The following is a 24,679-nucleotide window of genomic DNA, read 5'->3' as shown; positions in this document are numbered from 1 at the left end:
CTTATTACTAAGGGTGTCAGGCTAAAGTATAAAATATATAACTTATACCCGAATATTCTGCGATTTTATGTCAAAGGCGTCGCGCAGCCCGGTAGTGAGTACGTTAAAAGCGAAAACCGTAAGCATAATGGCGAGGCCCGGAATTATGGCCAGGTAAGCCGCATCCATTACAATGTAGCCATAATGCTCCTTAATCATTCCGCCCCAGGTAGGCATAGGCGGCTGCGCGCCAAATCCCAAAAAACTCAGGCCCGACTCGAGCAAAATAGCTGATGCAAAGTTAGATGCCGCGATAACCAGCACCGGCCCGAAAATATTAGGCAGTATATGCTTAAAAATAATGCGGCTATGCGTATAACCCAAGGCACGCGCCGCTTCAACATATTCCATTTTTTTAACGGCCATTACCTGTCCGCGCACCAACCGCGCAACCTCTACCCACATAGATAAACCTACCGCTACAAATATTTGCCATAAGCCCTTGCCCAGCGCAAAGGATATGGCGATAACCAGCAGCAATGCCGGTAACGACCATAGGATGTTCATCAGCCAGCTTAATATGGCATCAACCCAGCCGCCGAAATAACCTGCTACAGCCCCGATTAAAACACCGATCACAAGGCTAATCAGCACCGCCAGAAATCCTACCGCTAATGACACCCGGGCACCAAGGATAACCCTGCTCAAAACATCACGCCCGTAAATATCGCTACCTAAAACAAAAGTTCGGGTTGCAATTTGCCTATCAACTATCTCATCGGATACACGTTTATAAATACCCTCATCTGCATTCACTTGCTGCTGTTTTCCGTTTGGCAAAGCGAAACTCACAAGCCCGTTTTTATAAACCGTTTTTTTTCCGGTGAGTACCTCGAATATATTATAGGCATGTTTTTCAGGAGCATCTTCATCGCCTATATATTCGTCAATATAAATAGAGTCAGCCTTAAAATGAAAAGCGGTTAACGGCACTTCACGATAAGCATCGGGCTGACCAAAAAGCATTTTGCTGATGATGCTTACCGTATCTACTTTCTCAGGCTTCCTGATTCTTAGTATCTGATAACGCGCACCCGGATGTTTCACGCTTAGCTGCACCGACATATTATTAGCGAGAGGCGTATTATCAGGCATTATCACATAACCAAGCGTTGCCAATACAATGCTGACAATAATAAATGCCAAACCGCATGCGGCCAGCTTGTTCTGCCTCAGCATGGCCCGCACACGCGCTATGGTATCATTGCCCGCCAAAGTAAAAGCTTAAACCGTTTGCTGCTCGTTTAACTCATCCCAATACTCTACCGCACGGCGGTAATGTGGTATTACAATTGAGCCGCCCACCAGGTTGGCTATCATAAACACCTCGTTCATTTCATCGTGCTTTATGCCGGCTTCGTAACATTTGCCAAGGTGATATTTTATGCAATCATCGCAACGTAAAACCATGGATGCTACCAAACCCAGCATTTCTTTAGTTTTCACATCCAGCGCGCCATCGGCATAGGTGGTGGTATCTAATGCAAAAAAGCGTTTTATATTGGTGTTGGCCGTATCCATAATACGGTCGTTCATTTTTGTTCGGTACGCGTTAAAGTCGTCGATCAGCTTTCCCATCTTCGTGTATAATATTAGTTGTTGTTCAATATAGTTACCATAGCGGCAACTTCGTTTTCGTCGGCAATATAAACGTTACCGTAATCGCTTATTTGGGTATTGATGTACGTAAGCGGGTTAGGCGCTACTATACGTGCCGACGAATGGTATTGCGTTGCATTACTCTGCTCAATAAGCTTTTGCAGGTTAACTGATTTAACCCCGGCCCCCGGCATAATGATGATCCGCCCGGCAGCCTGTTCAACCAGTTTACCCAGCAGCTCGCCGGCTTCGGGTGCGGCACTGGCCTGGCCCGAGGTAAGCACACGCTCGCAACCGCAGGCAATGATATCCTCAAGCGCCTTGAAAGGGTCAGGCGTGCCATCAAAAGCACGATTGCAGGTAACGCCCATAGGGCCGGCCCAGTCAGCAATGCGCTTGAGCCACTCGGTATCAATTTTGGCATTAACGGTTTGCGCACCTACCGATATGCCGTTGCAACCCAGCTCACGGCAAAGCACAATATCCTTTTTGATGATGGCATATTCCTCATCACTATAATAATAATTCCCGGAGCGTGGCCGTATGATCGGGTAAATATCGATACCCACGCTTTCGCGTGCCTGTTTAATTGCGCCGTAACTCGGTGTAGTGCCACCCTCGATAGGATTATCGCACAATTCAACCCGAACAGCCCCCGCCCGTTCAGCGATAATACACGATTGTACGTTGAACGCGCATACTTCTAATATTCTCTTAGTCATAATGTTTTTCAATCGACTAAAGATAGCGGTTTTGAGATTGGCGGGTTGGTAAAAATTAATGTCTGAATTTTTCGCTAAAGTTATTTTGCATGAACAGTTTATTGTTTTTATCTTTCGCATAAATTAACCTATAGCCTTTCATGAAAACAACTAAACCTTTCTTAAGCGGAAGCATTGCTTTGCTACTGCTGTTAACCAGCATTTTTATTTACAGTTGCCGTAAGGATATTCTACCAAATGGAACTACCGCGCCTGCCGATGTCGATCTTAACAAAGTAAAAGCATGGTACCAGGGCAAGTACCCGATATCGGGCAAGCAAACCAATGATGCAGGTGCAAACGGCCGGGCTGACATCAGCCAGATCATTCAGCCGGATTGGGATGCGGCTGACGTTTACCGGCGCGGCGATGATGATGTGATTGAACTGCCCGCCGAAACCGGTGATTACCTGATCGGCCTTAACAACTCCGACGGTAAAAGCTATAACCCCAAATACAGCCATAGCTCTTTTGTGTTGCTCAAAAACGGCGAAGAGGTGAATGCCTATGTAATGACAGTGATTGCTGACTCAAGCTATATTAACGGCGACCCGACCAAACTACAAAAGAATAAATACAACCACCGTGATAATAACTTTAGCGGGTTAGTGATTTACTCAACCCCCAAGGGTGAATTTGTGAGCGGGTGGATATATGAGCATGGTAACCTGTTGCGGAAAATGAACCGGCAGAAAAAGGTTGACCAGAACAGTACCGGTAGTAAAAAAAAGGTACAAACTGTAAAAACAATCTCGTTGAATCATGCACCACATATGATGTATATCAAGTGTGGTGCGAATGGGGTGGTACGCCCGAAAATCCGTATGAAATATTTAAAGGTTGTACCCAAGATTACGTGCGTAGCTATACCGAGTGCATCATGATAGATCAGGGGGATGTCACGATAACCAATCCAGGGTCAGGATCGGGGGGCTCGGGAAGCGGCAGTGGAGGAAGTGTAGGCACGAGTCCGGATCCGTCGCCATGCGTACCAGTAAATGTTTCAACCACAAAAGGAGGCCAGAAAGTCAACCTGGTTAGGCCACCGGATGATGGTTTTCCTAATCCTACTGATCCGGCGCCTTGCCCTACCGCACCGGCTAAGCCAACCAAACCTATTAAGAATTATGGCATGGATCAAAACTGCCTTAATTGCAGAATTGAAATTGTAAATTTTAACCAATTAGTAAAGGATCTGAATGAATCCGGCACGCACACCGTTGTTGGGCCTTTTAACGGCGAAGTACAAAGCTCTAATGGAAAAAAATTTACGGGTAAGCTGGTTGAAATATATTACACAGCCAATGGGGAAAGAAGGCTGCTAGCAACATATTTCACACCGGCAATCAACAACGGGCCTTTTCAAGTAGGAATATATTATGCTATGGGTAATGGTGGCCCCGATGGAACAAGCAACACGCCAACAAATGGAGATAGTGGAATTCCACCAATTACTGCTGGCAATGGCATAATTATTTTACCGTCTACTCCCGCTATAACTTCTGAGGGGAATATTTTTGTTTACACCAGAAGTGGAACAACCGGTACAACTGCTCCATCGAGTACCGATGTTTACACCGATCCTACGACTGGAATTACCTTGAAATACGCCGACGTTGAAAATGCTTTTTTTAACAGCCCCGCTCTTGCCCAAATTGAAGCTGGTGAAGAAGTTACATCATGGCCATCACCTTCAATGATAATTATGAACCCGATTATTGGTAATGTCCAAACTTTTTATATTGAATATGAAATATTAAAACTAAACAATCCTGGCTGGTCAACACAGAAATTAGCGGCTGTTGCTTGCTGGAATACGGTCAAAGGCGAAGTTCATTTTATGCTTGATGTGGCAGGCATGTTCCCATTATTCGGCGAAGCTGCTGACCTGACAAACGCTGGAATATACTATCTTGAAGGAGACAAAATTAATTGCGCGTTTAGCGCCGCAGCAGCCATGCCGGTTGTAGGCTGGGTGGCTACAGGAGGTAAATGGGTTAAAACCGTTGTCAAAACGGTGCCAATTGTTAATAGCATCGGGAAAAACGGCTACAGGGCTATTAAAATAGGGAAAGAGGTAAAACTTATAAAAGTAGCCATCACTACTTTAAATCATGCTTCGCTTAAAACGTTAAAAGCAATTAAACCGGCTGATGCTACCCTCACCAATTTAAACGCTTACCTAATTAACACTTTTGGTTTAAGAATATCGCCAACAAGCACCACATTAAAAAATGCAATTAACGACATTATTAAGTACGGCGACCAGGCGGGCACAAAAATGGAAAAACTGGCAGATGATATATTTGCCACCAACGGATATCAAAAATTCAACTCTAAGATAGGCAGCAACAACGGCTTTGACGCGGTTTACATAAAAGGTGATCTTTCAAACCCAACCGAGATCATTATTAATGAAGCCAAGCAAATGAGTAATGTGGGTACGATTAAGTTGAATCCGGCAACCCAAGGAGGCAAATCGGCTCAAATGAGTGAAGCATGGATTGATCAAACTATTGAGCAAATGGTAATACACAGTGATTCCCAAATAAAGAACTTAGGCTTAGCTTTACGTAAAAACAGGACACTTATTACGAAAACTGTTTCTGCAGTAGATAAATCTACCCAAGAAATTGTTATTCTTAAATTACTTGGATATTAATATGGAAAAATTTGAACAGTTAATTAATGGTTATAACACTTATCTGGAAAGCGATGAGGAGATTATTCCCAAAATAAAGGAACCCGACGGGGTTTATTTCTATGTCCCACCTTTAGAATATTCAAATGTTATTTATGCTATGTATGAAATATATGTGCGTAAAAATTTTGCCATAAGCAAGCAACTTTTCTACCGGGCTGCGCTCATTCCTCAATTTATGTCGGAAAAATTTGACAGGAGAGTTCTGGATTCGGGTATGTACCAGATTAGTTATGCCCTACTGTCAGACAATCGGGACATTATAAAGAGTTACAGTATTCTAAAGAATAAAATCAACCATGAAACCGGGATTGGTTACCAAGTACCAAATGCGGTGCAGAATATTTTACTGGAAGACCGGGACAAGCTTGACTGGAATATCCACTGTATAGGCCGTCTGATAAAACACCCTAAATTGATGCACTTAGAGGGTTATCTTGATGCTTTTGTCGGATTTAAAAATCACGATCAGGCATTGATTGAGCAGGGACTGAAGAAACTTATCGCCAAGCCCAAAAAACTGGACGACCATCCATTGATCCCACGTTTTTTTTCGAGAGACGCCGCCGGGCTAAACAAGCTGGCTTGGATGCGCGGCATGGAGATAGATTTGAAAAGTTCGCTGGTTCCGGTTGAGTTGATGCCTGTACAACCACTTGAAAAATATGAAGGATACGATTTTTTAGATGAGTTATGGGATAAGCCGTTGAGTATACCGGAAAGATAATCATGCCAAAATTGAGTCAAATGCCAACATTAAATAAGAGGAATGCTTGCCTTCATAATCGGCGGACGATATTTTCCCACTTGCTTAAATGATGATAAAGACTAAAGTCCTCCCGGTCGGGAGGACTTTTTACATTAAGATTTATGAAGCGGCGACCAGGCGGGCACAAAAATGGAAAAACTGGCAGATGATATATTTGCCACCAACGGATATCAAAAATTCAACTCTAAGATAGGTAGCAACAACGGCTTTGACGCAGTTTACATAAAAGGTGACCTTTCTAACCCAACCGAGATTATTATTAATGAAGCCAAGCAAATGAGCAGTATTGGGACAATTAAGTTGAATGCTAAAACACAGGGAGGTAAGGCAGCGCAGATGAGTAACGATTGGATCAACCAAACTATTCTGGACATGAGAATTAGTCCCGATCCGGCGATCAAGAACTTAGGTGAGGTGCTCAACAATAACCTGTCGAAAATCACTAAAACAGTTTCGGCCGTTGACAAAAGCACAAAGGAAATCGTAATTTTAAGACTTACAGATTATAAATAATGGAAAAATTCGGGCATCTGACTCTTATTTACAATAGTATGTTAAATGACGAAGCAAAGGTAAGGGAAAAATTAAAAGAGCCTTACGGAGCTTATTATTATATTCCTTCACTTGAAGGGTCTAACATAGTATTTGCGCTTTATGAAATATATGTTAACCAGTCGTTTCAAGCCAGTAAGCAATTTTTTTACCGCGCGGCGCTTATTCCAGAGTTTATGCTGACAAAGTTTGATCAATCTCTTCTTATGTACCGGATTAGTTACGCCCTGCTTTCAGACAACGCTAAACTTATTAGTAGATATAGTATTCTAAGAAACAAGGTGGAGGGCGAGATCAATATTGGCTACCAGTTGCCGAATGCGGTACAGAATATTTTACTTGAAGACTGGGGCAAGCTCGACTGGAATATCCACTGTATAGGCCGATTGGTAAAACATCCTAAGCTGATACACCTGGAGGGTTATCATGACGCATTTGTAGGTTTCAGAAACGATGACCAGACTTTAATTGAGCAAGGACTGAAAAAGCTCATCGATAAGCCTAAAAAACTGGATGATAATCAATTATTTCCCCGATTTTTTTCAAGGGATGCTGCCGGGTTAAACAAGCTTGCCTGGATGCGCGGCATCGAGATAGATTTGAAAAGTTCGCTGGTTCCGGTTGAGTTGATGCCTGTACAACCGCTTGAAAAATATGAAGGATACGATTTTTTAGATGAGTTATGGGATAAGCCGTTGAGTGTACCGGAAAGATGATTTAGCACGATCAATGCCATGAACTTTCAAGATACCGTATACTCTTGATATTTATGGTTCACAGCTCTTAATTCAGCAGCAAAAAATATTATAAAAAGGCTTTCGAAGAGTGATTACGGTAGATGATTCTTTAATAATAGGGGGATAACTAAATGGCATTTGAAAGTTTGAAACCTTTATCAAACTTCAAGCATTACGAAAAGTATGCAGACTTCGTAAAGCTTGCTGAAGCTGATACGCAACTAACTTTTCTACCTAATAACATTCAAGGCCTTTACGTAGAAAATGGCGAAAATACCTACCAGGGCCCATGGGGTGTTGATGTAGACATTGCCTATGGTGCGCATTATTTTGAATATTTAGACAAAATTACACACCTGATTGAATTAGAGGATTTAAAACTTATCGGTTTGTATGTCAGTGGCCTCCCGCAATCTTTCCCAAATTTGAAAAAGCTACATACACTCGAATTATGCTTTGCAAAAAAAACAAACGTGGATGAGGTTATCAGAATTCTCGAAAAAATGCCTTCACTTAAACGTTTAGATATTAACCATTCAAGGCTCTCAACCAAGCAGAGAATACAAATTAATAAAGCGCTTTCAAAAAAAGGCGTTTTTGTAAATGATTATATTTATTTAAGTAACTAATAACTCATCTCATCCAACTCTACCTTACCCTTAAACGTCATGAAAACAAAGGTGGTGTAACCTACTACTAACGGTACGCCAATGGCGGCTACGGTGAGCATAATGCCCAAGGTTTTTTGTGACGATGCGGCATTGTAAACGGTTAGATGATAAGCGGCGCTTTGCTTGGATAATAGCATGTTAGGGTAAAGCTCCATAGCAACCAGTACCATCAATAAACTAATGGTTACTGCCGATGATATGAACGCGAACATGTATTTACGCTTGGTGATTTGCCTGGTAATATTCGCTATGGCCAGCACCATCAGCACCGGTACAAAAAACAGTTCGGGGTAGCGGCGTATTACAGCGGCCATGTGGGGCAGATACAGTAAGGTGTAGAACGAGGTGAGCAGTATCATGATCACAAAGAAGATAGTGGTATTGCGCACCATCACCGTAAGCTTGGCATACAGGCGGTTCTCAGTTTTCATTACCAGGTAAATGGCACCGTGCATCATCAGCAAAGCCAGTGTGGTAATGCCGGTAAGCAGGGCATAAGGATTTAAAAATTCGGTGAAGCTGCCGCGAAAAACATGATCGGCACCCATGTTGATGCCCTGCGTTACATTGCCTAAAACAACGCCTAACAAAAAAGCGATCAGCGCACTGGATATGGAGTAGCTCACATCCCACATCTTGCGCCACCAGGCCATGGGCTCCTTGCTCCGGAACTCGATAGAGATTGCCCTGAAAATTATCGCCACCAAAAACAACATAAAGGGAATGTAAAATGCCGAGAGCATAGTGGCATACACCTCCGGGAAGCCGGCGAACAGCGCCCCGCCGCCGATTACTATCCATACCTCGTTGCCGTCCCAAACAGGACCAATTGCGTTAAGGGCAATACGCCGGCTTTCCTCTTTATTAAAAAAGAGGTGAAGCGCCCCGGCACCCAGGTCAAAACCATCCAAAATAATGTAACCTGTAAATACAGCTCCGATGAGCAGGAACCACCAGGTTTGATAATCAATGCCTATAAATGTCGCCATGTTGTTTAAGGTTAAAGGGAATCTGCCATTTCAATGTGTCGCGGACTATGGTCGATATTATGGTTATCATAAGGCCCGTGTTTTATTTTTTTATTTAAAAGGTAAATGAACAGGATAAATAGTATCACATAAACTACCGTGAATAATATCAATGAAAACATGATCTGTTCGGCGCTTACCGCCTGCGATAGTGCCTTTGATGTACGCAATAACCCGTAAACCACCCAGGGCTGCCTGCCAACTTCGGCACTATACCAGCCAACCTGGTTGGCAATTTGCGGCAGCAGTACTGAAAAGGAGAATATGTGCAGCAACCAGCGTTTTTGGAACAAGGTACCCCGCCACCACAAAAATGAGGCGTACAAAGTAAGCGCTATTAAAAACATGCCAATAGCGATCATGATATGGTAAGTTTGAAAAACGAAATTTACCGCGCCGGGTCTGTCTTCCGGTTTAAAATCGTTCAGGCCGGTTACCGGGGTTTTAAAATCGCCTTTGGTTAAAAAGCTTAAACCGCCCGGTATGGCGATACCTTTGGTTAGATTGTTCTTTTGGTCTACATAACCAAACAGAAACATATCTGCAGCTTTACTGCCATCAAAGTGCCCCTCTAATGCAGCCAGCTTGGCGGGTTGATATTCGGCAACCACTTCGGCAGAACTATGGCCTACCGCAAGTTGCGCTAACGAAAAAAAGGTGGCAACAGCCAAAGCTATTTTAAATGATATGCGGGCAAAATGCGCATGGCGGTTACGCTGCAGGTAAAACGCGCTGATGCTTAACACCAAAAACGCTCCGGCTAAGAATGAGCCTATCCAAACGTGCGTAAGCCGTGTTACCGATGATGGGTTGAACACCATCGCCCAAAAATCAGTAATTTCTGCCCGGGCATTCAGGCCTTTGCCTACAATATGATAGCCCGCCGGGGTTTGCTGCCACGAGTTGGCAACTACTATCCAGACGGCCGAAAACATGGAGCCCAGCGTAACCATTACCGTAGAAAAGAAGTGCACGCCCGGGCGCACCTTATTCCAGCCGAACAGCAACACACCCAAAAAGCCCGACTCCAGCGCGAAAGCGAAGATACCCTCAGCTGCCAGGGCGCTGCCAAAAACATCACCCACATATTTAGAGTACACTGCCCAGTTGGTACCAAACTCAAACTCCATTACAATACCCGTTGCCACGCCTATGCCAAATATCAACGCGAACACCCGCACATAAAAGCGCGCCATCTGCTCATAAATCTTTCTTCCTGTTTTAAGGTAGAGGCCCTCCATAATGGTCATGATCAAACCCAGCCCAATGCTTAGGGGCGGATAGATGTAATGGAATGCAATAGTAAAAGCGAATTGAATGCGGGCTAAAATTTCAACATTCATAATGTATTTATTTTGAGGATAATGCTACAGCCAAATGTCGTTACTGAACGTGTTGCTTCAATATCCTTGCAACCGCAAAATACAATTTAGAAAGTATACGAATTATAGATTTTAAAAAATCGCAATTGGTTTTGTATCAGCTTTTTTGTATAATAATGCCCTATCCGTAAAACAAATCAAAAAAGCCATCGTTATAAATACAGTTGATAAAACGGAGCCATCCGGATATTTTATCCCGATCAGCTCGATTTTATCAACTATAAATTTGTTTACTCAGTATTCGTTTAATATTGAGGTCAGTTAATAGTTAATTAGAAAATGTCAGATACGCGAGGTATCTGACATTTTTTTTGCACCTTATCCAAATCTTATATGCTCGAACGCCGCACACGCATACTCACCTTTACACTTATTGGCCTGGTAACCGGCTTCGTTTTGCTGTCGGTTTTTGTATCATATTTTCCGGAGAGCCATATCGACCTTGAATTTTCAGAGAGCGTACAAAAGTACCGCATGCCGATGCTTGATGTACTGATGAAACTGGTTAGCTATCCGGGTTACGCTTGGATATCCGTTACCATGACAGCCGTTATAGCCGTTATGTCTTTGGCATTCAAGCACAAAAAAGAAGCGCTTTTTACTATGCTTACCCTACTTCAGGCTTGGTTAGCACCGTTATAAAGGCTGCGGTTAACAGGGCAAGGCCCTCAAAAGATATTGTGCAGGTGATTGAAAAAACCGTTCAGCAAAGTTTCCCGAGCGGGCATACGCAGTTTTACGTGGTATTTTTTGGCTTTATGGTGATTGTAATGCTTACCCGGCGGTCGCTCCCCGCGGCATTGCGTATACCGGTTATCGTAATTTCGCTCGCTTTTATATTTATCATCCCTTTCTCGCGTGTTTACCTTGGCGCGCACTGGTTTACTGATGTGCTCGGCGGCTTTCTTTCCGGCCTGATATGCCTTTGGGTATTGGCCTGGTTTTACCTCCGCAAACGCAGCGATGCTGTTTAATTAACCCAATATTTCCTTAATATCATCAGCCGACAAGGATTTAATAAAACTTTCCTCAGTGGTAATAAGTGAACGGGCAACGCTTAACTTGCGGTTTTGCAGGGCCAGTATTTTTTCCTCAACCGTATCCTTGGTGATGAATTTATAGATGAACACGTTTTTGGTTTGGCCGATGCGGTGCGTACGGTCAATAGCCTGTTGTTCAACCGCCGGGTTCCACCACGGGTCGAGGATAAAAACATAATCGGCTTGCGTAAGGTTGAGGCCTACGCCACCCGCTTTTATAGAGATCAGGAACACACGTGTTTTTTCATCCTCCTGGAAACGCTTAACCACATCGCCGCGGTTTTGCGTACTGCCATCCAGGTACACATGCGGCACGCCTTGCTTTTCCAGGTGCTCACGGTATAAGGCCAACTGCTTAACAAATTGTGAGAATATCAACACTTTGTGCCCACCATCCAGTACGCTGGCCAGCGTGTGCACTACGTTCTCGAACTTACCCGAATCGCCCTCATAATCCTGATCGATCATAATCGGATGATTTGCGATTTGCCTTAGCTTTATAAGCCCCTGCAATACCTGTATCTGCTGCTTGGCATAAGTACCATCCTCAATGCTTTTGAGCAACTCATTACGGTATTCTGATTTTATTTTTTCGTACACCTCGGCCTGCTCCTCGCTCATCTGGCAATAGAAAAGGTTCTCGGTTTTGGGCGGCAGTTCTGTGGCCACCTGCTCTTTGGTACGGCGCATTACAAACGGCTTTATTAACGCTTGCAGGCGGCGAGCCTTTTCCTCGTCCTTTTTCTTCTCTATCGGCGTAACAAACTCATTCTGAAAAAACTGTTGGGTGCCCAATAAACCGGGATTGATGAACGACATTTGCGTCCACAGGTCATTAACCGAATTTTCTACCGGGGTACCGCTCAGTATCAGCCTGAAGCGTGATTTAAGTTGCTTTACCGCCTGGTATGATTTGGATGACGGGTTTTTGATGTTCTGGCTTTCATCCAATATAATATAGTCGAAAAAGAAGCTCTTGAACAGCTCAATATCAATCCGGCTGATGCCATAGGTTGTTACTACTACATCATAGTTCTTAAACACCTCCGGCGATTTATAGCGAAAAGTACCGGTATGCACCATCAGCTTCAGCTTCGGTGCAAATTTGCGCGCCTCGTTCAACCAGTTATATATCAGCGAGGTCGGCATAATCAGCAATGAGGTACTGTGCCCGCCTTCGGCTTCGGTATCTTCTTTATGTTTTTGCAGCAGCGCCAATGTTTGTATGGTTTTACCCAAACCCATATCATCGGCAAGGCAGCCCCCAAAGTGGAAATCCTTTAAAAAATGAAACCAGTTGTAACCCGCTTTTTGGTAAGGGCGTAACACACCGGCAAAATCAACCGGCATGGGCACATCTTCCAACGCTTCAAAATCGTTAAGGCGTTGTAGTTTACGCGTCATTGCCAGGCCTGCCATTTCACCATCGGTTAATTCGCTTACCAGGCCTAAATGATGGCGGCGCAGTTTCAGGTCCTCGCCGCCCTCGCTAAAGTGCAGCAGGTTGCCGTATTGCGAAAACCATTTTTCGGGTATAACCGCAATCTCACCCGATGGCAGTACAAACTCGCGCTTGTGGTTAAGTATGTGGTTTTTTAGCTCAATAAACGGAATGCGGTACGGACCGAAATACACCACGGCATTGATATCAAACCAGTCGTTATTCTCTTTTATCTCCAGGTCTATCTTGGTATTGCCGAAGATGTATCTTTTCTGACCGTCGGGCTGCTCTATCTCAAATCCTTCGGCGGTAAGCTTATCGTGATATTGGTTGAGCCATTCAAATACCGAGAATGATTGATCGGCGTCATCATCGCTATGCGCTATTTCAAGGTTTTGAAATAACGATGAAGCTGTTTTTAACCCCCGGGCTTCCAGCAAAGCCATTTTATTACGCTCCCAGGTGGTTGAGCGTTTTATGCGATGAAAAATATAATCATCACCATTTTTTTCGATACGCACCGAAACATGCCTACCATCCCCATAAGGGAAAACGTAACCGGCGTATTTAAAATACAATTGTAACTGCGATTTGCCGCCCTCTACGTAAATAGGTTTAAGCACCGGCCGTGCATCATATTTTTCGGTATTGATGGTGAAGCCTTCGGCATAAACGTTCTGCTTTTCAATTAGCGGCGCCACAAAACGCTCAAAGTATGATTGCTCTGAGCTTCGCGGAATAGCGATGTAGCGCTTGTTTAAAAACGGCAGGAGCTTTTTACCTTCAATGTCCTTGTCAAAATAATACAGGGTATCATCAAGCAGCATCCAGGCGGGGTGGTTGCAAATGATCTCGGCATTCTTAAACATGAACTCGATCCGCATGCCCTGGAATTTGATGGTGGGAAAATAACGTATCTCCGTATCATCACGCCTGAAATGGAATAATACCGATGCCGGCTCACCTGCAATATGCAGCTCCTTTTCAGCGGGGTAACCCTCCTTGCTCATCAGGTAAATGTTTTTGCTGCTAAGCAGGTTCAGCGCTTCGGCCATCCGTTTTTCTATCTTAGGGCGAATGGTATCAAATAACTGCTCGTTAAACACTTTGGCAAAAAACTCGAAGGGGCGTATCGGCTTTTTATAAAAGCGTTTAATCACATTACCCTGCTCCATCTCCTCCAAAAGCTTAATCAGCTTCAGGTCGGTTTCATCAATACAATGGTTAAACTCCTGCGCGGTATTACTGAAAAGGCGCTGATGGGTTAGCGAAAATTCGCCGTTAGGATTAAGCTGAACAATGTGCGGTTCAATAACATAGCCCAGGTAATCATGCCTGGCAATGGCATAAATAATTTTGCAGGGCTTGGTGCTGTCTACGCGTAACATTGATCTTTCAGGGTAAAAATTAATGTAAGCTACAACAACAAAAAATTCAAACGTAATCAGAATTTCGCTGAATACGAAGTTTTACAAGCGATTTTTTTGTGCACGCAAAATCCCGGTTTAAATCTGATAAAAAATTGGAACGGGTTTGACGGGCAGACAGTTTATCCCTGTTGCTTATGATACCGAAAAACCTTTTGGCTTTCGGGGCAAAAATGTACTTTTGCTCACTTTAAATAAAACGGGCTATGCTTAGAACTCATACTTGCGGCGAATTAAATATCAATAGTTTAGGCCAAACGGTAACCCTTTGCGGATGGGTACAAAAATCGCGCGACCTTGGTGGCACCACCTTTATTGACGTTCGCGACAGGTTTGGTTTAACCCAGCTGATACTCAATGCGGATACCGACGCTGAATTGCGTGAGAAGGCACGCAGCCTTGGCCGCGAATTTGTTATTAAAGTAACCGGCAAGGTGCTTGAACGTACCAGCAAAAACCCCAAAATACCAACCGGCGATATTGAAATTGCCGTTGAGGAATTAGATATACTAAACGCTGCCAAAATACCTCCATTTTTGATTGAGGATGAAACTGATGGCGGCGAGGAGCTACGCGCCAAATACCGTTACCTCGACCTACGCCGTAACCCGATACGCCAAAACCTCATGCTGCGCCACCGTATGGGGCAGGAAGTACGCAAATACCTTGATGCGCAAGGTTTTATGGAGGTTGAAACCCCGGTGCTCATTAAATCGACCCCTGAAGGCGCCCGCGACTTTGTGGTGCCAAGCCGCATGAACCCGGGTGAGTTTTACGCACTGCCACAATCACCGCAAACATTTAAGCAATTGCTTATGGTGAGCGGGTTCGACCGTTACTTTCAGATCGTGAAATGTTTCCGCGATGAGGACTTGCGTGCCGACCGTCAGCCGGAATTTACCCAGATAGACTGCGAGCTTTCATTTGTGGAGCAGGAAGATATATTGAATATTTTTGAAGGCCTTACCCGCCACCTGTTCAGCGTAGTTAAGGGTATTACTTTAGATACCTTCCCGCGCATGCAATATTCGGATGCCATGCGCCTGTATGGTTCAGATAAACCGGATGTGCGTTTCGGTATGCAGTTCGTTGAGCTGAATGATGTGGTTAAGGGAAAGAATTTCGCCATTTTTGATAATGCCGAGCTGGTAGTTGGTGTTAATGCCAAGGGCAGCGCCGGTTATACCCGCAAACAGGTTGATGAACTGACCGACTGGTTAAAACGCCCGCAAATTGGCGCTACCGGTTTGGTGTACTGCCGGTATAACACCGATGGTACGTTGAAATCATCGGTTGATAAATTTTACAATGAAGACGAGCTGACCAACTGGGCAGCCGCATTTGAAGCCGAACCGGGCGACTTAATGCTGGTGCTTGCCGGCCCGGCCGATAAAGTGCGTAAGCAATTAAATGAGCTTCGCCTGGAGATGGGTGGCCGTTTAGGCTTACGCGATAAAGATAAATTTGCGCCGCTTTGGGTGGTTGACTTCCCGCTACTGGAGTGGGATGAGGAAAATGGCCGTTACCATGCCATGCACCATCCGTTCACTTCGCCTAAGCCTGAGGATATCGCTTTGCTTGATACTGAACCCGGCAGCGTACGTGCCAACGCGTATGATTTGGTGATCAACGGTACCGAGATCGGCGGCGGCTCTATCCGTATCCACGAAAAGTCATTGCAATCATTAATGTTCAAGCACCTGGGCTTCTCCGCCGATGAAGCGCAAAAGCAATTCGGCTTTTTGCTGGACGCCTTTGAGTACGGTGCGCCTCCGCATGGTGGTATCGCCTTCGGTTTTGACAGACTGTGCTCTATCTTCGCCGGTTTGGACTCTATCCGCGATGTAATCGCCTTCCCTAAAAACAACTCGGGTCGCGATGTTATGATCGATTCACCGTCGACTATAGCCCCTGAGCAAATGAAGGAATTAAGCATCGCTACAACAATTAATTAAGCCCTGTAGCGTTTTGCTGCAAAGTTACGTTAGTTGTAAAAAAAGATATATGAGCAGATTAAAATACATATTTGGCGCCTTAGCGATAGTAATGATGGCTTTTGCAGCTTGTAAAAAGGATAGCGAAAATGACGCATCAAAGCAAGCGGCGAAAGATGACCAGGATATTCAGGCTTACATTAAAACCTATAACGACACAACAAAAAGTGCTAAAATTAATGCTACAAAGGACGAGAACGGCATTTATTATGAAATATTAAAAACCGGCACCGGCGCTTATCCAACGGTAAATTCTACCATCAGCATTAATTATACTGGTAAGCTGTTAAACGGCACACAATTCGACAAAGGAAATACCAGCTACCCGCTGGTTGGTTTTATAAAGGGCTGGCAATTGGGAATTCCCCGTATCAATTCGGGCGGCCGTATTTTATTGCTCATTCCATCAGGACTTGCATACGGCGCTAATGGTAAGGGCACCATTCCGCCAAACGCACCATTGATTTTTGTGGTTGACTTACTTAACTTCAAATAATATACCGTTCTAAATATTATCTTTAAGGCAAAACTTCATTAATGAAAAAGTTTTGCCTTATTGCTTTCTCCCTGTTCTCGTTGGCCGTATCGGCTCAAAACACCAAACTTAAAGTAACAGCCGCCGCTAAGGCTGATGCCTTGCAAGCCAAATTGGTTGCCTGGCGGCGTGATTTTCACCAAAACCCCGAACTGGGTAACCGCGAGGTGCGCACATCGGGCATCATAGCCAAACACCTGCAAAGCCTGGGTATTGACGTTAAAACAGGTATTGCTACGACGGGGGTTGTGGGCATACTCAAGGGTGGTAAGCCAGGCCCGGTAGTAGCCCTGCGTGCCGATATGGATGGCCTGCCGGTTACCGAACGCGTTAACCTGCCATTCGCCTCAAAAATAAAAACTACTTATAACGGACAGGAAGTGGGTACTATGCATGCCTGCGGCCACGATTCGCATATGGCGATACTGATGGCGGTTGCCGAGGTGCTTTCGTCAATAAAAAAAGACCTGACCGGTACTGTAAAATTCATTTTTCAACCGGCTGAAGAAGGCGCTCCGTACGGCGAAAAGGGTGGCGCTGAAGAAATGGTAAAACAAGGTGTACTTACTAACCCTAATGTTGATGCCATATTCGGGTTACATATTAACTCCAGTTTAGAGGTGGGCACTATAACTTGTCGCCCGGGCGGAACGATGGCTGGTGTTAACGATATGATGATCACCGTAAAAGGTAAATCATCACACGGGGCTTATCCGTGGCAAAGTATTGACCCGGTGGTTGTTTCAGCGCAGATTATCAGTAGCCTGCAAACCGTTGTAAGCCGTAATGTAAACTTAACACAAAACCCGGCTGTGGTAACCATAGGCGCCATTAAGGGCGGTACAAGGTTCAATATCATTCCGGAGGCGGTGGAGATGCAGGGCACCCTGCGCTTTTTTACCGGTGCGGATGAAAAACTGATCACCCAACGGGTAAAACAGATAGCCGAGAAAACGGCTGAAGCGTATAACGCTACCGCCGATGTAAAAATTCCGTATAGCAACCATTACCCGGTAACTTATAACAATCCGGAATTGACAGCCAAAATGCTGCCCACGTTGCAGGGCACGGCAGGGAAAGATAAAGTGCTGCAGGTACCTCCCGTTACCGGCGCCGAAGATTTTAGCTTTTACCAGGAAAAAGTGCCAGGCATCTTCTTCTTTCTAGGCGGAATGCCAAAAGGCGGCAACGCACTCACCGCCCCGCCGCATCACACGCCCGATTTTTTTATTGACGAAAGCGGCTTTACCCTCGGCGTAAAGGCCCTGTGCAATTTAACGCTGGATTATATGGCAGCTGCCAAAAAATAACAAATCGTATGCGCAACTTAAACTTATCGCTTTTACGTATCTACTGTGTATTATTTGAGGCATCCGCACAGAGAAAAGACCTTTCTACTGTAGAAAACGCTATAGTTAGCGAGGCAAAAGTACTTTACAATTCAGAATGGGCATCGTGGTATGGCACTGACATATTTATGGCTGCCTGTAAGGATAAGGCCAACACTCAAGGCGGTTATTTATCTAAGTTGAAATATTTAACAACCAAGCTTGCTAAAATGAAAAAGGCCATCCTCGTTAAAACATTATTAATGCTAACGCTGCCGATCACTCTTATTTGCAGCCAAATCAGCTTAGCTAAAAGCATCGCCCATAAAAACGTTATTGTTGATAGCATTAATAAAGAGTACTTACCTATCAGCAAAATGCGTATTTGCGGTAAGTTGCCCATGGAAAGTAACCTAAAGAAGCTTAAGGCCTTATTTGGCAAGCCGGATAGCATTGTAACGCCTGATATGAATAATATTTGCACATCTTATTATGAGCGTAAGTTTGAATATTACTATACTAAAGGCATCTGTTTTGAAAAGTATGGCGATGCCGTAGTGTTCTCCTCGGTAAATTTTACCCGCAACCCAAATACTTTTTTGGCCTTTGATAAAATCAGGTTGGACGGAAAGACCCACCTCAACGATATAAAAAAGAATTTTCCCGGTGCCGATGTTACGGATATTAAAACTGCGGACGGCACGTACACCGGTGTAAGACTGGCACTTTCAAAAACAATGAGCGATGATTCGCTCTTATTACTTTTTGATAAGAAAACGGGCGTGTTGGCTCAAGTAAGCTATTACATGCCTTGTTAACAAAATAGAAAACAAATGTCATCGCACCATGTAGTACGCGAAAAACAGGAGCCGGCCTTGCTGGTGCTTGGTTTAAATACCTTTTCGGACGAGTTACTGGGGCAGTTACTGGAATGGAGCCCGACGGTTATTGCTACGCCCGAAACGGCAGAACAATTACATGCCTTTGGTATTAAGATAGATTGGCTGATAACGGATAATGCGGATGTTGACCTGCAATCAGACGTTGAGCTAATGCCCGCCGGCGCTGATGATATGGCTGTGGCGGCGCTTAAGTTCCTGGTTATGCACGGTTATCCGGCGGTTAACATCATAACGGACGAGGTGCAGCTAAAAGATTTTATGTTTTTTGCCGACAAGATAAACCTGGTTATACTGCATGACAAAGAACGTATTTACGCTGTACAAAGCGGCTTTAGCAAATGGAAACCGGCCGGGCAGCTCATCCGGCTCCTGTCTCATCCGGGTGAGCTGCATACCAGCGGGCTAGAAGCAATTGGCGGCGGCAGTTTTAAAACCATACACGATGGCTTCATCAGTTTACAGTTCGATCTGCCGCAGCTTTTCATTGCCGAAGAGTTATAGCTATAACCCGTAAGCATCCATTGCTTCGTCCTCATCATCTCCCTCGGCGGGAGATTGTTTTATACGGGCAACTTCATCCTCTTCCATGGCTTCAATAGCATGTTTTTGCGCATCCGGATTAAACTTTGCTGCACCTTCCTCCTCATTTAAATTACCGCTGCGGTAATTTAAATCATCATGATTATTATCCATACGTCAACAATTTGGTTTATAATTACTGACACAACATTTAATACCGTTATTAGTTTCACTATCCGTTGGCCTATCATTGCCCGTTGATGACTGTGCGCTAACATTATAAAATAATTTAAGTAGCGTTAAACCGTTTATCTATTTTATAGTCGTATAAGGTATAACAGCGAAGCTGTTAGTCAATAACATTAAGATGAAAAGATCATATAGAAATTTGCTTTATGTTGCTTTAAGCGGGCTGCTTTGTTCGTTTACGGTATTTAGCGCCGACGCACAACGCGCCGGACGCGGAGGCGGTGGTGGCGGAGGTATGCGTGGCGGCGGTGGCGGCAGCGTAGGCGTTTCTCGCCCTTCATTTGGTGGCGGCGGCATGTCTCGCCCTTCAATGAGCTCAGGTAGCTCACGCCCTTCATTCGGTGGTGGCAGCTCAAGGCCATCATTCGGCAGCGCTACGCAAGCGCCGCGTATGTCGTCTCCAGGCACAAGGCCAGGTGTATCGGGCGGCTTTAGCAGGCCCGGTAACCGTGGTAGCGTTACATCAAGCGGTCGTTTCAATAACTACCAAGGCAGCCGTTTTAATAATTATGGCAACCGGGTTTACGGTCGCCCACCGTATAACGGACGTGGCTATTACAGCAACCGCTACTATGGCAATCGTTACTATGGCAACCGGGGTTACTATGGCCGCGGATACTATGGCGGCGGTGGCTTCTATTATCCTTACCGTGGCTTTTACGCTTCATACTATATGCCACACATTGGCTTTAGCATAGGTGTGCTGCCTTTCGGATATTATCCGTTTTACTGGAACAACGCACAGTACTATTACAGCGATGGCTTATACTACCAACAAAGTACTGATGACCAGTATACTGTTGTTGAGCCGCCGGTAGGTGCAGAAATAAAAGAGATACCTGAAAAAGCGCAGTCTATCGTGATCAATGGCGTTCAATATTATGAATTGAATGGGGTATATTACCAGCCCGTAACTAAAGATGACGGTACCACCACTTACCAGATTGCCGGTAAGGATGGTGAACTGAATACCGACGAGGGTTACAACGAACAACTGCCTTTAGTTGGCGATATAGTGGTTGATTTGCCGCCCGATACACGCAAGGTAAAGCTTAACGGCGAAAAACTGTATGTTGACCAAATGGGCGTGTATTACAAGGAAGACCGCGATGCTAACGATAAAAAGGTTTACAAAGTGGTTGGCGTTCCTGAGAACAACAACGATCAGCCGGCCGCGGATAGCACCGGCGACGAAGAAGAGGATCAATAAAAATTTTAATAGTGATTATATAGTTGAGCGGATGGGCACTAAGATGTTCATCCGCTTTTTATGATAAAGGCGACTATTTAAAAAAATGCCGCCATTATTTATGGAATTAATACGGATGCTAAAAAAGCTGCTGTATAATATCATCGTTGCTAAGCCCTTCGGCCTCGGCATGGTAACTACGCACTATGCGGTGGCTTAAAATAGGCTTGGCTATGGCCTGTACATCCTCAATATCCGGCGAATACTTACCGTTGATAACCGCATGGCACTTAGCGCCCAGTATTAAAAACTGCGATGCCCGCGGGCCGGCGCCCCAGTTTAACAAACGCTTTATCTGCGGCGTTGCAAGCTCGCCGTTAGGGCGGGTTTTACCTACCAGACGAACAGCATATTCTAAAACATTATCGGCCACAGGTATGTTGCGCACCAATTGCTGAAAGTAAACTATCTGCTGCGCGTTGAGCACGTGGTTAACTTCGCTTTTTAGGGTGCCCGTTGTGTTTTTAACTACCTGTAGCTCCTCAGCAAACGTTGGGTAGTTTAGTGTTACGTTAAACATAAACCTGTCCAACTGTGCCTCAGGCAATGGGTAAGTACCTTCCTGCTCAATGGGGTTCTGGGTAGCCAGTACAAAAAACGGCTGTGCCAGCTTATGGGTAACGCCTGCCGCGGTAACGGCTTTCTCCTGCATGGCTTCGAGCAGCGCCGCCTGTGTTTTAGGCGGCGTACGGTTTATCTCGTCAGCCAGTATAATGTTTGAAAATACAGGCCCGTGTATAAATTTAAAATTGCGGTCTTCGCCTAAAATCTCCGCGCCGATAATGTCCGATGGCATCAGGTCGGGCGTAAATTGTATACGCTTGAAATCGAGCTGTAACGCGCTCGCTACGGTTTGCACCAGCAACGTTTTGGCAAGCCCCGGCACCCCAACCAACAGGCAATGCCCGTTGCTGAAGATAGATACCAGTACGTACTTGATCACTTCATCCTGCCCTATAATTACCTTGCCTATTTCGGCACGGAGTTTTTTATAGGCCTGGCATAAAGCATCAGCTGCCTCAACGTCTGATTTGTATTGCATATTAATTAGTTGGCTTGCGCAGTAGTAGTTGTTGCCGTTGACCAGCCCTTAAGCTGCGGACAAGCCGCATTTTCATCGTCAATACGAATGTATGTTTCTTTACGCTTGCGCTCAAACCACTCGCTTATCATACGGTTCATTTTGGCATTGTAAGCCTGTTCTTTCAGTTTCGGAAAGTCCTTTTCAATACTGGCCTTATGCGCATCTGTTACTGATTTCAGGTAGAGTATTTTATAGTTCTTCTTGCCATCCTTCTCCGTTAACAACTGAGGTTTTGAAAACTCGCCTACTTTCATGGTATCAATAACCAGGGCAACCTGCGGGTCAAGCTTATCGGTTGGTATCATTGTACTGCGCGATTGTACATCCTCAAGGTTCAGCATCATGCCGCCGTTGTACTTGGTGTCCTTATTGTCTGAATAGTAAGCCGCGGCGCTCGAGAAATCGATAGCCTTATTCTTTTTCATCATGGTATAAATACTATCGGCCATGTGGCTTGCGCGGGCAAGGCTTGGTTCGGTAGTAGCGGGTATAATCAATATATGGCGTACGTGTACCTGCTCGCCACGGCGTTCAATCACCTGTAAAAAGTGAAAACCGAAGTCGGTTTCAAATACCGGCGATATTTCGCCTGCCTTCAATTTAAATGCGTAAGCGGCAAATTCCTTAACATAGCTGTTACGGTCAGCAAAACCCAGGTCGCCACCTTCGGCAGCCGAACCGTCCTGAGAATATAAGCGCGCAAGGGAGGCAAAATCTTCACCTTTTTTTACACGGGCGCGCAAGTCTTCGGCCTTTTGCTTATAAACAGCTTTCTCCTCTTTGGTTAGCTTTGGCTGAAAAACGATCTCGCCAACCTCAACTTCTTTGTTTATTGTTGGCAGGCTGTCCTTTGGTATCTTTTCAAAATACTCTTTTACCTCCTGCGGGGTAACGTTCAGCTTTTCAATGATCTTTTCGCGCATACGCTGGGCGATCATCTGCTCACGCAAATCATCACGAATTTCGTCTTTATACTGTATTACTGAACGGCCTAAAAAGCCCTCCAGTCTTTCCTGGCCGCCCGCCCGTTGGATAGAGTATCGTATCCTGCGGTCAACTTCATTATCAAGCTCTTCGTCTTTTACCTGTACGCTATCAATAATAGCCTGCTGGCCAAGCAGCTTTTGGCTTATCAGGGTTTGCATTATCTGGCACTTAATATCCGGGTTGGGTGTACCGCCCTCGGCCATAATGCGTGCATATTGCAGCTCAATATCTGATAAAAGTATCGGGCTGTTACCAACCACGGCGGCAACCTTATCAAGCGTTTGTTTTTGCGCGAACGCGGTACCTGCCATCAGCATTAACCCTAAGGCCACCTTCGCAATGTTTTTGATGTATCTTAATTTACTCATTCTGTATCGGATAGCTATCCTTTAAAAAAACACGAATTTCGGTAAAAAATTGTTAATTACCGCGTTAAAATAAATATGCAACTTATTATTGTGCTAATATGCCCATAAAGCGTTAAAGCGTTTAATTACTTTTGTTAAAATTTGTTAAAGTGAGAGTAGAAGATACAGCAGCATACCGGTATTTGTATAACGAGGACATCTTTTTGCTGAACAGCGAGAAACATTTGTTCAACGGTGAACCGCTGACTATTGAGCCAGAAAATACGAAGGCGCAATACGAACCTGAAGCTGAAACGTTAGCCCAAACCGTAAAGGCATCGCCAATTCCATATCTCGGCCAAAATAAAAAAAGCCTGCTTGTTTTAACGCACTATACTGATTTCTCCTTTATTGCCCCCGATCATCAGGCCGCTCTCGAGGCTACCCTAAAACGTAAGGATTATACGATTGATGATATCGCCATCGTTAATACTGCCGGTAGTGATGGAATGACTTTGTCTGCACTACGCGAGCAACTTAACCCATCAAAATTACTGGTGCTGGGTAATCAGGCTGCAATGGCTGAATTAAGCGAATTAACATTTAACCAGCCGCAGCAATTTAACAACCTGCCGGTGCTGATTACTTTTGCTTTTGGCGAGATGATGACCAGCAACGAGAACAAAAAGGCCTTTTGGGAACAGGCTAAAAACTTTTAAACAAACATGCACAAACTTGTATTGGCTACCAATAACCGCCACAAGCTGGAAGAAGTAGCGCAGATGACCGGTAATAAAATTGAATTACTTACCCTGGCAGATATAGGCTTTACCGGCGATATAGACGAAACAGGCGTTACCTTTGCCGAAAACGCTTTAATAAAAAGCCGCTTTATTTACGACCGTTATGGCATAAATTGCTTTGCTGATGATAGCGGACTGGAAATAGATGCCCTGAACAGCGAACCGGGTGTTTACTCGGCGCGGTACTCGGGCGTACATGGAGACCATGATGCCAATATGGATAAGGTGCTCAAAAATTTGGAAGGTGTACATAATCGGTCGGCACGCTTTCGTACTGTAATATCGTTAATATGGGAAGGGCAGGAGCATTTTTTTGAGGGTACAGTTGAGGGAACCATAAGGCAGGAGCGCGCGGGCAACGGCGGGTTTGGTTACGACCCGATATTTGAGCCGCTCGGCCATACCATCACCTTCGCCCAAATGAGCACGGAAGAAAAGAATGCCATAAGCCACCGCGCCCGGGCACTTGATGGATTGGTGAAGTTTTTAGAGACTATTGATAAAACCGGCGGGCAATAAATTTATGTATGTTTGA

Annotated in this window: 25 protein-coding genes; 16 read left to right on the top strand and 9 right to left on the bottom strand. The window is 44.8% G+C overall.

Annotation, left to right across the window (positions count from 1 at the left end; translation table 11 throughout):
* Window positions 1-42: 42 nt before the first annotated feature.
* The 3 genes from ABD960_RS18980 to ABD960_RS18970 are packed head-to-tail and all read right to left on the bottom strand — an operon-like array spanning window position 43 to window position 2,360.
* The gene (locus ABD960_RS18980) at window positions 43-1,254 is read right to left on the bottom strand and encodes an ABC transporter permease (RefSeq protein ID WP_345333729.1); all 1,212 of its coding nucleotides are present in this window, start codon (window positions 1,252-1,254) and stop codon (window positions 43-45) included.
* 9 nt (window positions 1,255-1,263) lie between these two features.
* A complete protein-coding gene (locus ABD960_RS18975) occupies window positions 1,264-1,617 on the bottom strand; it encodes a carboxymuconolactone decarboxylase family protein (RefSeq protein WP_345333727.1) in 354 nt (117 codons plus the stop codon).
* Window positions 1,618-1,631: 14 nt separating this feature from the next.
* Window positions 1,632-2,360: a copper homeostasis protein CutC gene (locus ABD960_RS18970; protein WP_345333725.1), complete on the bottom strand. Its 729-nt coding sequence runs from the start codon at window positions 2,358-2,360 to the stop codon at window positions 1,632-1,634.
* Between the two features lie 140 nt (window positions 2,361-2,500).
* Between ABD960_RS18970 and ABD960_RS18965 the strand changes: the two genes are divergently transcribed.
* The 6 genes from ABD960_RS18965 (at window position 2,501) to ABD960_RS18940 (ending at window position 7,787) form a co-directional block, all read left to right on the top strand.
* Window positions 2,501-3,283 carry a hypothetical protein gene (locus tag ABD960_RS18965; RefSeq protein ID WP_345333722.1) on the top strand — a complete coding sequence of 261 codons (783 nt, stop codon included), beginning with the start codon at window positions 2,501-2,503 and terminating at the stop codon, window positions 3,281-3,283.
* Window positions 3,280-5,061 (top strand): hypothetical protein, encoded by a 1,782-nt coding sequence (locus tag ABD960_RS18960; RefSeq protein ID WP_345333720.1) that lies wholly within the window; start codon window positions 3,280-3,282, stop codon window positions 5,059-5,061. Before ABD960_RS18965 ends, ABD960_RS18960 begins: the two co-directional genes overlap by 4 nt.
* A gap of 1 nt (window position 5,062) precedes the next feature.
* Window positions 5,063-5,827 carry an Imm49 family immunity protein gene (locus tag ABD960_RS18955; protein WP_345333718.1) on the top strand — a complete coding sequence of 255 codons (765 nt, stop codon included), beginning with the start codon at window positions 5,063-5,065 and terminating at the stop codon, window positions 5,825-5,827.
* 171 nt (window positions 5,828-5,998) lie between these two features.
* Window positions 5,999-6,382: a hypothetical protein gene (locus tag ABD960_RS18950; protein ID WP_345333716.1), complete on the top strand. Its 384-nt coding sequence runs from the start codon at window positions 5,999-6,001 to the stop codon at window positions 6,380-6,382.
* A 38-nt stretch (window positions 6,383-6,420) separates the two neighbouring features.
* Window positions 6,421-7,137: a hypothetical protein gene (locus ABD960_RS18945; protein WP_345333714.1), complete on the top strand. Its 717-nt coding sequence runs from the start codon at window positions 6,421-6,423 to the stop codon at window positions 7,135-7,137.
* A 152-nt stretch (window positions 7,138-7,289) separates the two neighbouring features.
* Window positions 7,290-7,787 carry a hypothetical protein gene (locus ABD960_RS18940; RefSeq protein WP_345333712.1) on the top strand — a complete coding sequence of 166 codons (498 nt, stop codon included), beginning with the start codon at window positions 7,290-7,292 and terminating at the stop codon, window positions 7,785-7,787.
* On the opposite strand, the gene cydB is transcribed toward ABD960_RS18940, so the two are convergent.
* Together cydB and ABD960_RS18930 are read right to left on the bottom strand one after the other, a co-directional pair.
* Complete coding sequence (gene cydB / locus ABD960_RS18935) at window positions 7,784-8,818, bottom strand: cytochrome d ubiquinol oxidase subunit II (RefSeq protein WP_345333710.1); 1,035 nt, start codon at window positions 8,816-8,818, stop codon at window positions 7,784-7,786. The genes ABD960_RS18940 and cydB overlap by 4 nt on opposite strands.
* Window positions 8,819-8,829: 11 nt before the next feature.
* A complete protein-coding gene (locus ABD960_RS18930; RefSeq protein WP_345333708.1) occupies window positions 8,830-10,200 on the bottom strand; it encodes a cytochrome ubiquinol oxidase subunit I in 1,371 nt (456 codons plus the stop codon).
* A gap of 372 nt (window positions 10,201-10,572) precedes the next feature.
* Here ABD960_RS18930 and ABD960_RS18925 point away from each other — a divergent pair, with 372 nt between their 5' ends.
* Window positions 10,573-10,881, top strand: a complete 309-nt coding sequence (locus ABD960_RS18925; protein ID WP_345333706.1) for a hypothetical protein — start codon at window positions 10,573-10,575, stop codon at window positions 10,879-10,881.
* On the top strand, window positions 10,863-11,213 hold the full coding sequence (locus ABD960_RS18920; protein ID WP_345333704.1) for a phosphatase PAP2 family protein: 351 nt from the start codon (window positions 10,863-10,865) through the stop codon (window positions 11,211-11,213). The genes ABD960_RS18925 and ABD960_RS18920 overlap by 19 nt, the downstream gene beginning before the upstream one ends.
* Here ABD960_RS18920 and ABD960_RS18915 read toward each other — a convergent pair whose 3' ends face one another.
* The gene (locus ABD960_RS18915) at window positions 11,214-14,108 is read right to left on the bottom strand and encodes a DEAD/DEAH box helicase (protein WP_345333702.1); all 2,895 of its coding nucleotides are present in this window, start codon (window positions 14,106-14,108) and stop codon (window positions 11,214-11,216) included.
* A 245-nt stretch (window positions 14,109-14,353) separates the two neighbouring features.
* Here ABD960_RS18915 and aspS point away from each other — a divergent pair, with 245 nt between their 5' ends.
* From aspS to ABD960_RS18890, 5 genes are read left to right on the top strand one after another with little or no spacing between them, the layout of a single operon-like run.
* A complete protein-coding gene (gene aspS, locus ABD960_RS18910; protein ID WP_345333700.1) occupies window positions 14,354-16,102 on the top strand; it encodes an aspartate--tRNA ligase in 1,749 nt (582 codons plus the stop codon).
* A gap of 49 nt (window positions 16,103-16,151) precedes the next feature.
* The gene (locus ABD960_RS18905) at window positions 16,152-16,637 is read left to right on the top strand and encodes an FKBP-type peptidyl-prolyl cis-trans isomerase (protein WP_345333698.1); all 486 of its coding nucleotides are present in this window, start codon (window positions 16,152-16,154) and stop codon (window positions 16,635-16,637) included.
* 41 nt (window positions 16,638-16,678) lie between these two features.
* Window positions 16,679-17,986 carry an amidohydrolase gene (locus ABD960_RS18900; RefSeq protein WP_345333696.1) on the top strand — a complete coding sequence of 436 codons (1,308 nt, stop codon included), beginning with the start codon at window positions 16,679-16,681 and terminating at the stop codon, window positions 17,984-17,986.
* Window positions 17,987-17,994: 8 nt separating this feature from the next.
* Window positions 17,995-18,822, top strand: coding sequence for a hypothetical protein (locus ABD960_RS18895; RefSeq protein WP_345333694.1), 828 nt, complete (start codon window positions 17,995-17,997; stop codon window positions 18,820-18,822).
* Window positions 18,823-18,837: 15 nt separating this feature from the next.
* Window positions 18,838-19,407 carry a thiamine diphosphokinase gene (locus ABD960_RS18890; RefSeq protein WP_345333692.1) on the top strand — a complete coding sequence of 190 codons (570 nt, stop codon included), beginning with the start codon at window positions 18,838-18,840 and terminating at the stop codon, window positions 19,405-19,407.
* Here ABD960_RS18890 and ABD960_RS18885 read toward each other — a convergent pair whose 3' ends face one another.
* Complete coding sequence (locus tag ABD960_RS18885) at window positions 19,408-19,599, bottom strand: hypothetical protein (RefSeq protein ID WP_345333690.1); 192 nt, start codon at window positions 19,597-19,599, stop codon at window positions 19,408-19,410.
* Window positions 19,600-19,792: 193 nt separating this feature from the next.
* Here ABD960_RS18885 and ABD960_RS18880 point away from each other — a divergent pair, with 193 nt between their 5' ends.
* A complete protein-coding gene (locus tag ABD960_RS18880; protein ID WP_345333688.1) occupies window positions 19,793-20,884 on the top strand; it encodes a DUF6515 family protein in 1,092 nt (363 codons plus the stop codon).
* 118 nt (window positions 20,885-21,002) lie between these two features.
* Here the strand turns inward: ABD960_RS18880 and ABD960_RS18875 are convergent, their stop codons facing one another.
* Complete coding sequence (locus ABD960_RS18875; RefSeq protein WP_345333686.1) at window positions 21,003-21,965, bottom strand: AAA family ATPase; 963 nt, start codon at window positions 21,963-21,965, stop codon at window positions 21,003-21,005.
* A gap of 5 nt (window positions 21,966-21,970) precedes the next feature.
* A complete protein-coding gene (locus ABD960_RS18870) occupies window positions 21,971-23,362 on the bottom strand; it encodes a peptidylprolyl isomerase (protein WP_345333684.1) in 1,392 nt (463 codons plus the stop codon).
* A gap of 149 nt (window positions 23,363-23,511) precedes the next feature.
* On the opposite strand from ABD960_RS18870, the gene ABD960_RS18865 reads away from it, so the two are divergent.
* Complete coding sequence (locus ABD960_RS18865; protein ID WP_345333682.1) at window positions 23,512-24,060, top strand: hypothetical protein; 549 nt, start codon at window positions 23,512-23,514, stop codon at window positions 24,058-24,060.
* A gap of 6 nt (window positions 24,061-24,066) precedes the next feature.
* Window positions 24,067-24,663, top strand: coding sequence for an RdgB/HAM1 family non-canonical purine NTP pyrophosphatase (gene rdgB / locus ABD960_RS18860; protein WP_345333680.1), 597 nt, complete (start codon window positions 24,067-24,069; stop codon window positions 24,661-24,663).
* Window positions 24,664-24,679: the final 16 nt, after the last annotated feature.

The sequence above is a fragment of the Mucilaginibacter defluvii genome, from assembly GCF_039543225.1.
Lineage (GTDB): Bacteria > Bacteroidota > Bacteroidia > Sphingobacteriales > Sphingobacteriaceae > Mucilaginibacter > Mucilaginibacter defluvii.
Note: the sequence above shows the minus strand (reverse complement) of the source record. Positions and strands in the feature narration are given on the sequence as shown.

Coding starts and splice junctions, on each gene's coding strand:
- ABD960_RS18975 (WP_345333727.1), bottom strand. CDS start 1,617: ATGGGAAAGCTGATCGACGACTTTAACGCGTACCGAACAAAAATGAAC.
- ABD960_RS18970 (WP_345333725.1), bottom strand. CDS start 2,360: ATGACTAAGAGAATATTAGAAGTATGCGCGTTCAACGTACAATCGTGT.
- ABD960_RS18965 (WP_345333722.1), top strand. CDS start 2,501: ATGAAAACAACTAAACCTTTCTTAAGCGGAAGCATTGCTTTGCTACTG.
- ABD960_RS18960 (WP_345333720.1), top strand. CDS start 3,280: ATGATAGATCAGGGGGATGTCACGATAACCAATCCAGGGTCAGGATCG.
- ABD960_RS18955 (WP_345333718.1), top strand. CDS start 5,063: ATGGAAAAATTTGAACAGTTAATTAATGGTTATAACACTTATCTGGAA.
- ABD960_RS18950 (WP_345333716.1), top strand. CDS start 5,999: ATGGAAAAACTGGCAGATGATATATTTGCCACCAACGGATATCAAAAA.
- ABD960_RS18945 (WP_345333714.1), top strand. CDS start 6,421: ATGTTAAATGACGAAGCAAAGGTAAGGGAAAAATTAAAAGAGCCTTAC.
- ABD960_RS18940 (WP_345333712.1), top strand. CDS start 7,290: ATGGCATTTGAAAGTTTGAAACCTTTATCAAACTTCAAGCATTACGAA.
- cydB (WP_345333710.1), bottom strand. CDS start 8,818: ATGGCGACATTTATAGGCATTGATTATCAAACCTGGTGGTTCCTGCTC.
- ABD960_RS18930 (WP_345333708.1), bottom strand. CDS start 10,200: ATGAATGTTGAAATTTTAGCCCGCATTCAATTCGCTTTTACTATTGCA.
- ABD960_RS18925 (WP_345333706.1), top strand. CDS start 10,573: ATGCTCGAACGCCGCACACGCATACTCACCTTTACACTTATTGGCCTG.
- ABD960_RS18915 (WP_345333702.1), bottom strand. CDS start 14,108: ATGTTACGCGTAGACAGCACCAAGCCCTGCAAAATTATTTATGCCATT.
- aspS (WP_345333700.1), top strand. CDS start 14,354: ATGCTTAGAACTCATACTTGCGGCGAATTAAATATCAATAGTTTAGGC.
- ABD960_RS18905 (WP_345333698.1), top strand. CDS start 16,152: ATGAGCAGATTAAAATACATATTTGGCGCCTTAGCGATAGTAATGATG.
- ABD960_RS18900 (WP_345333696.1), top strand. CDS start 16,679: ATGAAAAAGTTTTGCCTTATTGCTTTCTCCCTGTTCTCGTTGGCCGTA.
- ABD960_RS18895 (WP_345333694.1), top strand. CDS start 17,995: ATGCGCAACTTAAACTTATCGCTTTTACGTATCTACTGTGTATTATTT.
- ABD960_RS18890 (WP_345333692.1), top strand. CDS start 18,838: ATGTCATCGCACCATGTAGTACGCGAAAAACAGGAGCCGGCCTTGCTG.
- ABD960_RS18885 (WP_345333690.1), bottom strand. CDS start 19,599: ATGGATAATAATCATGATGATTTAAATTACCGCAGCGGTAATTTAAAT.
- ABD960_RS18880 (WP_345333688.1), top strand. CDS start 19,793: ATGAAAAGATCATATAGAAATTTGCTTTATGTTGCTTTAAGCGGGCTG.
- ABD960_RS18875 (WP_345333686.1), bottom strand. CDS start 21,965: ATGCAATACAAATCAGACGTTGAGGCAGCTGATGCTTTATGCCAGGCC.
- ABD960_RS18870 (WP_345333684.1), bottom strand. CDS start 23,362: ATGAGTAAATTAAGATACATCAAAAACATTGCGAAGGTGGCCTTAGGG.
- rdgB (WP_345333680.1), top strand. CDS start 24,067: ATGCACAAACTTGTATTGGCTACCAATAACCGCCACAAGCTGGAAGAA.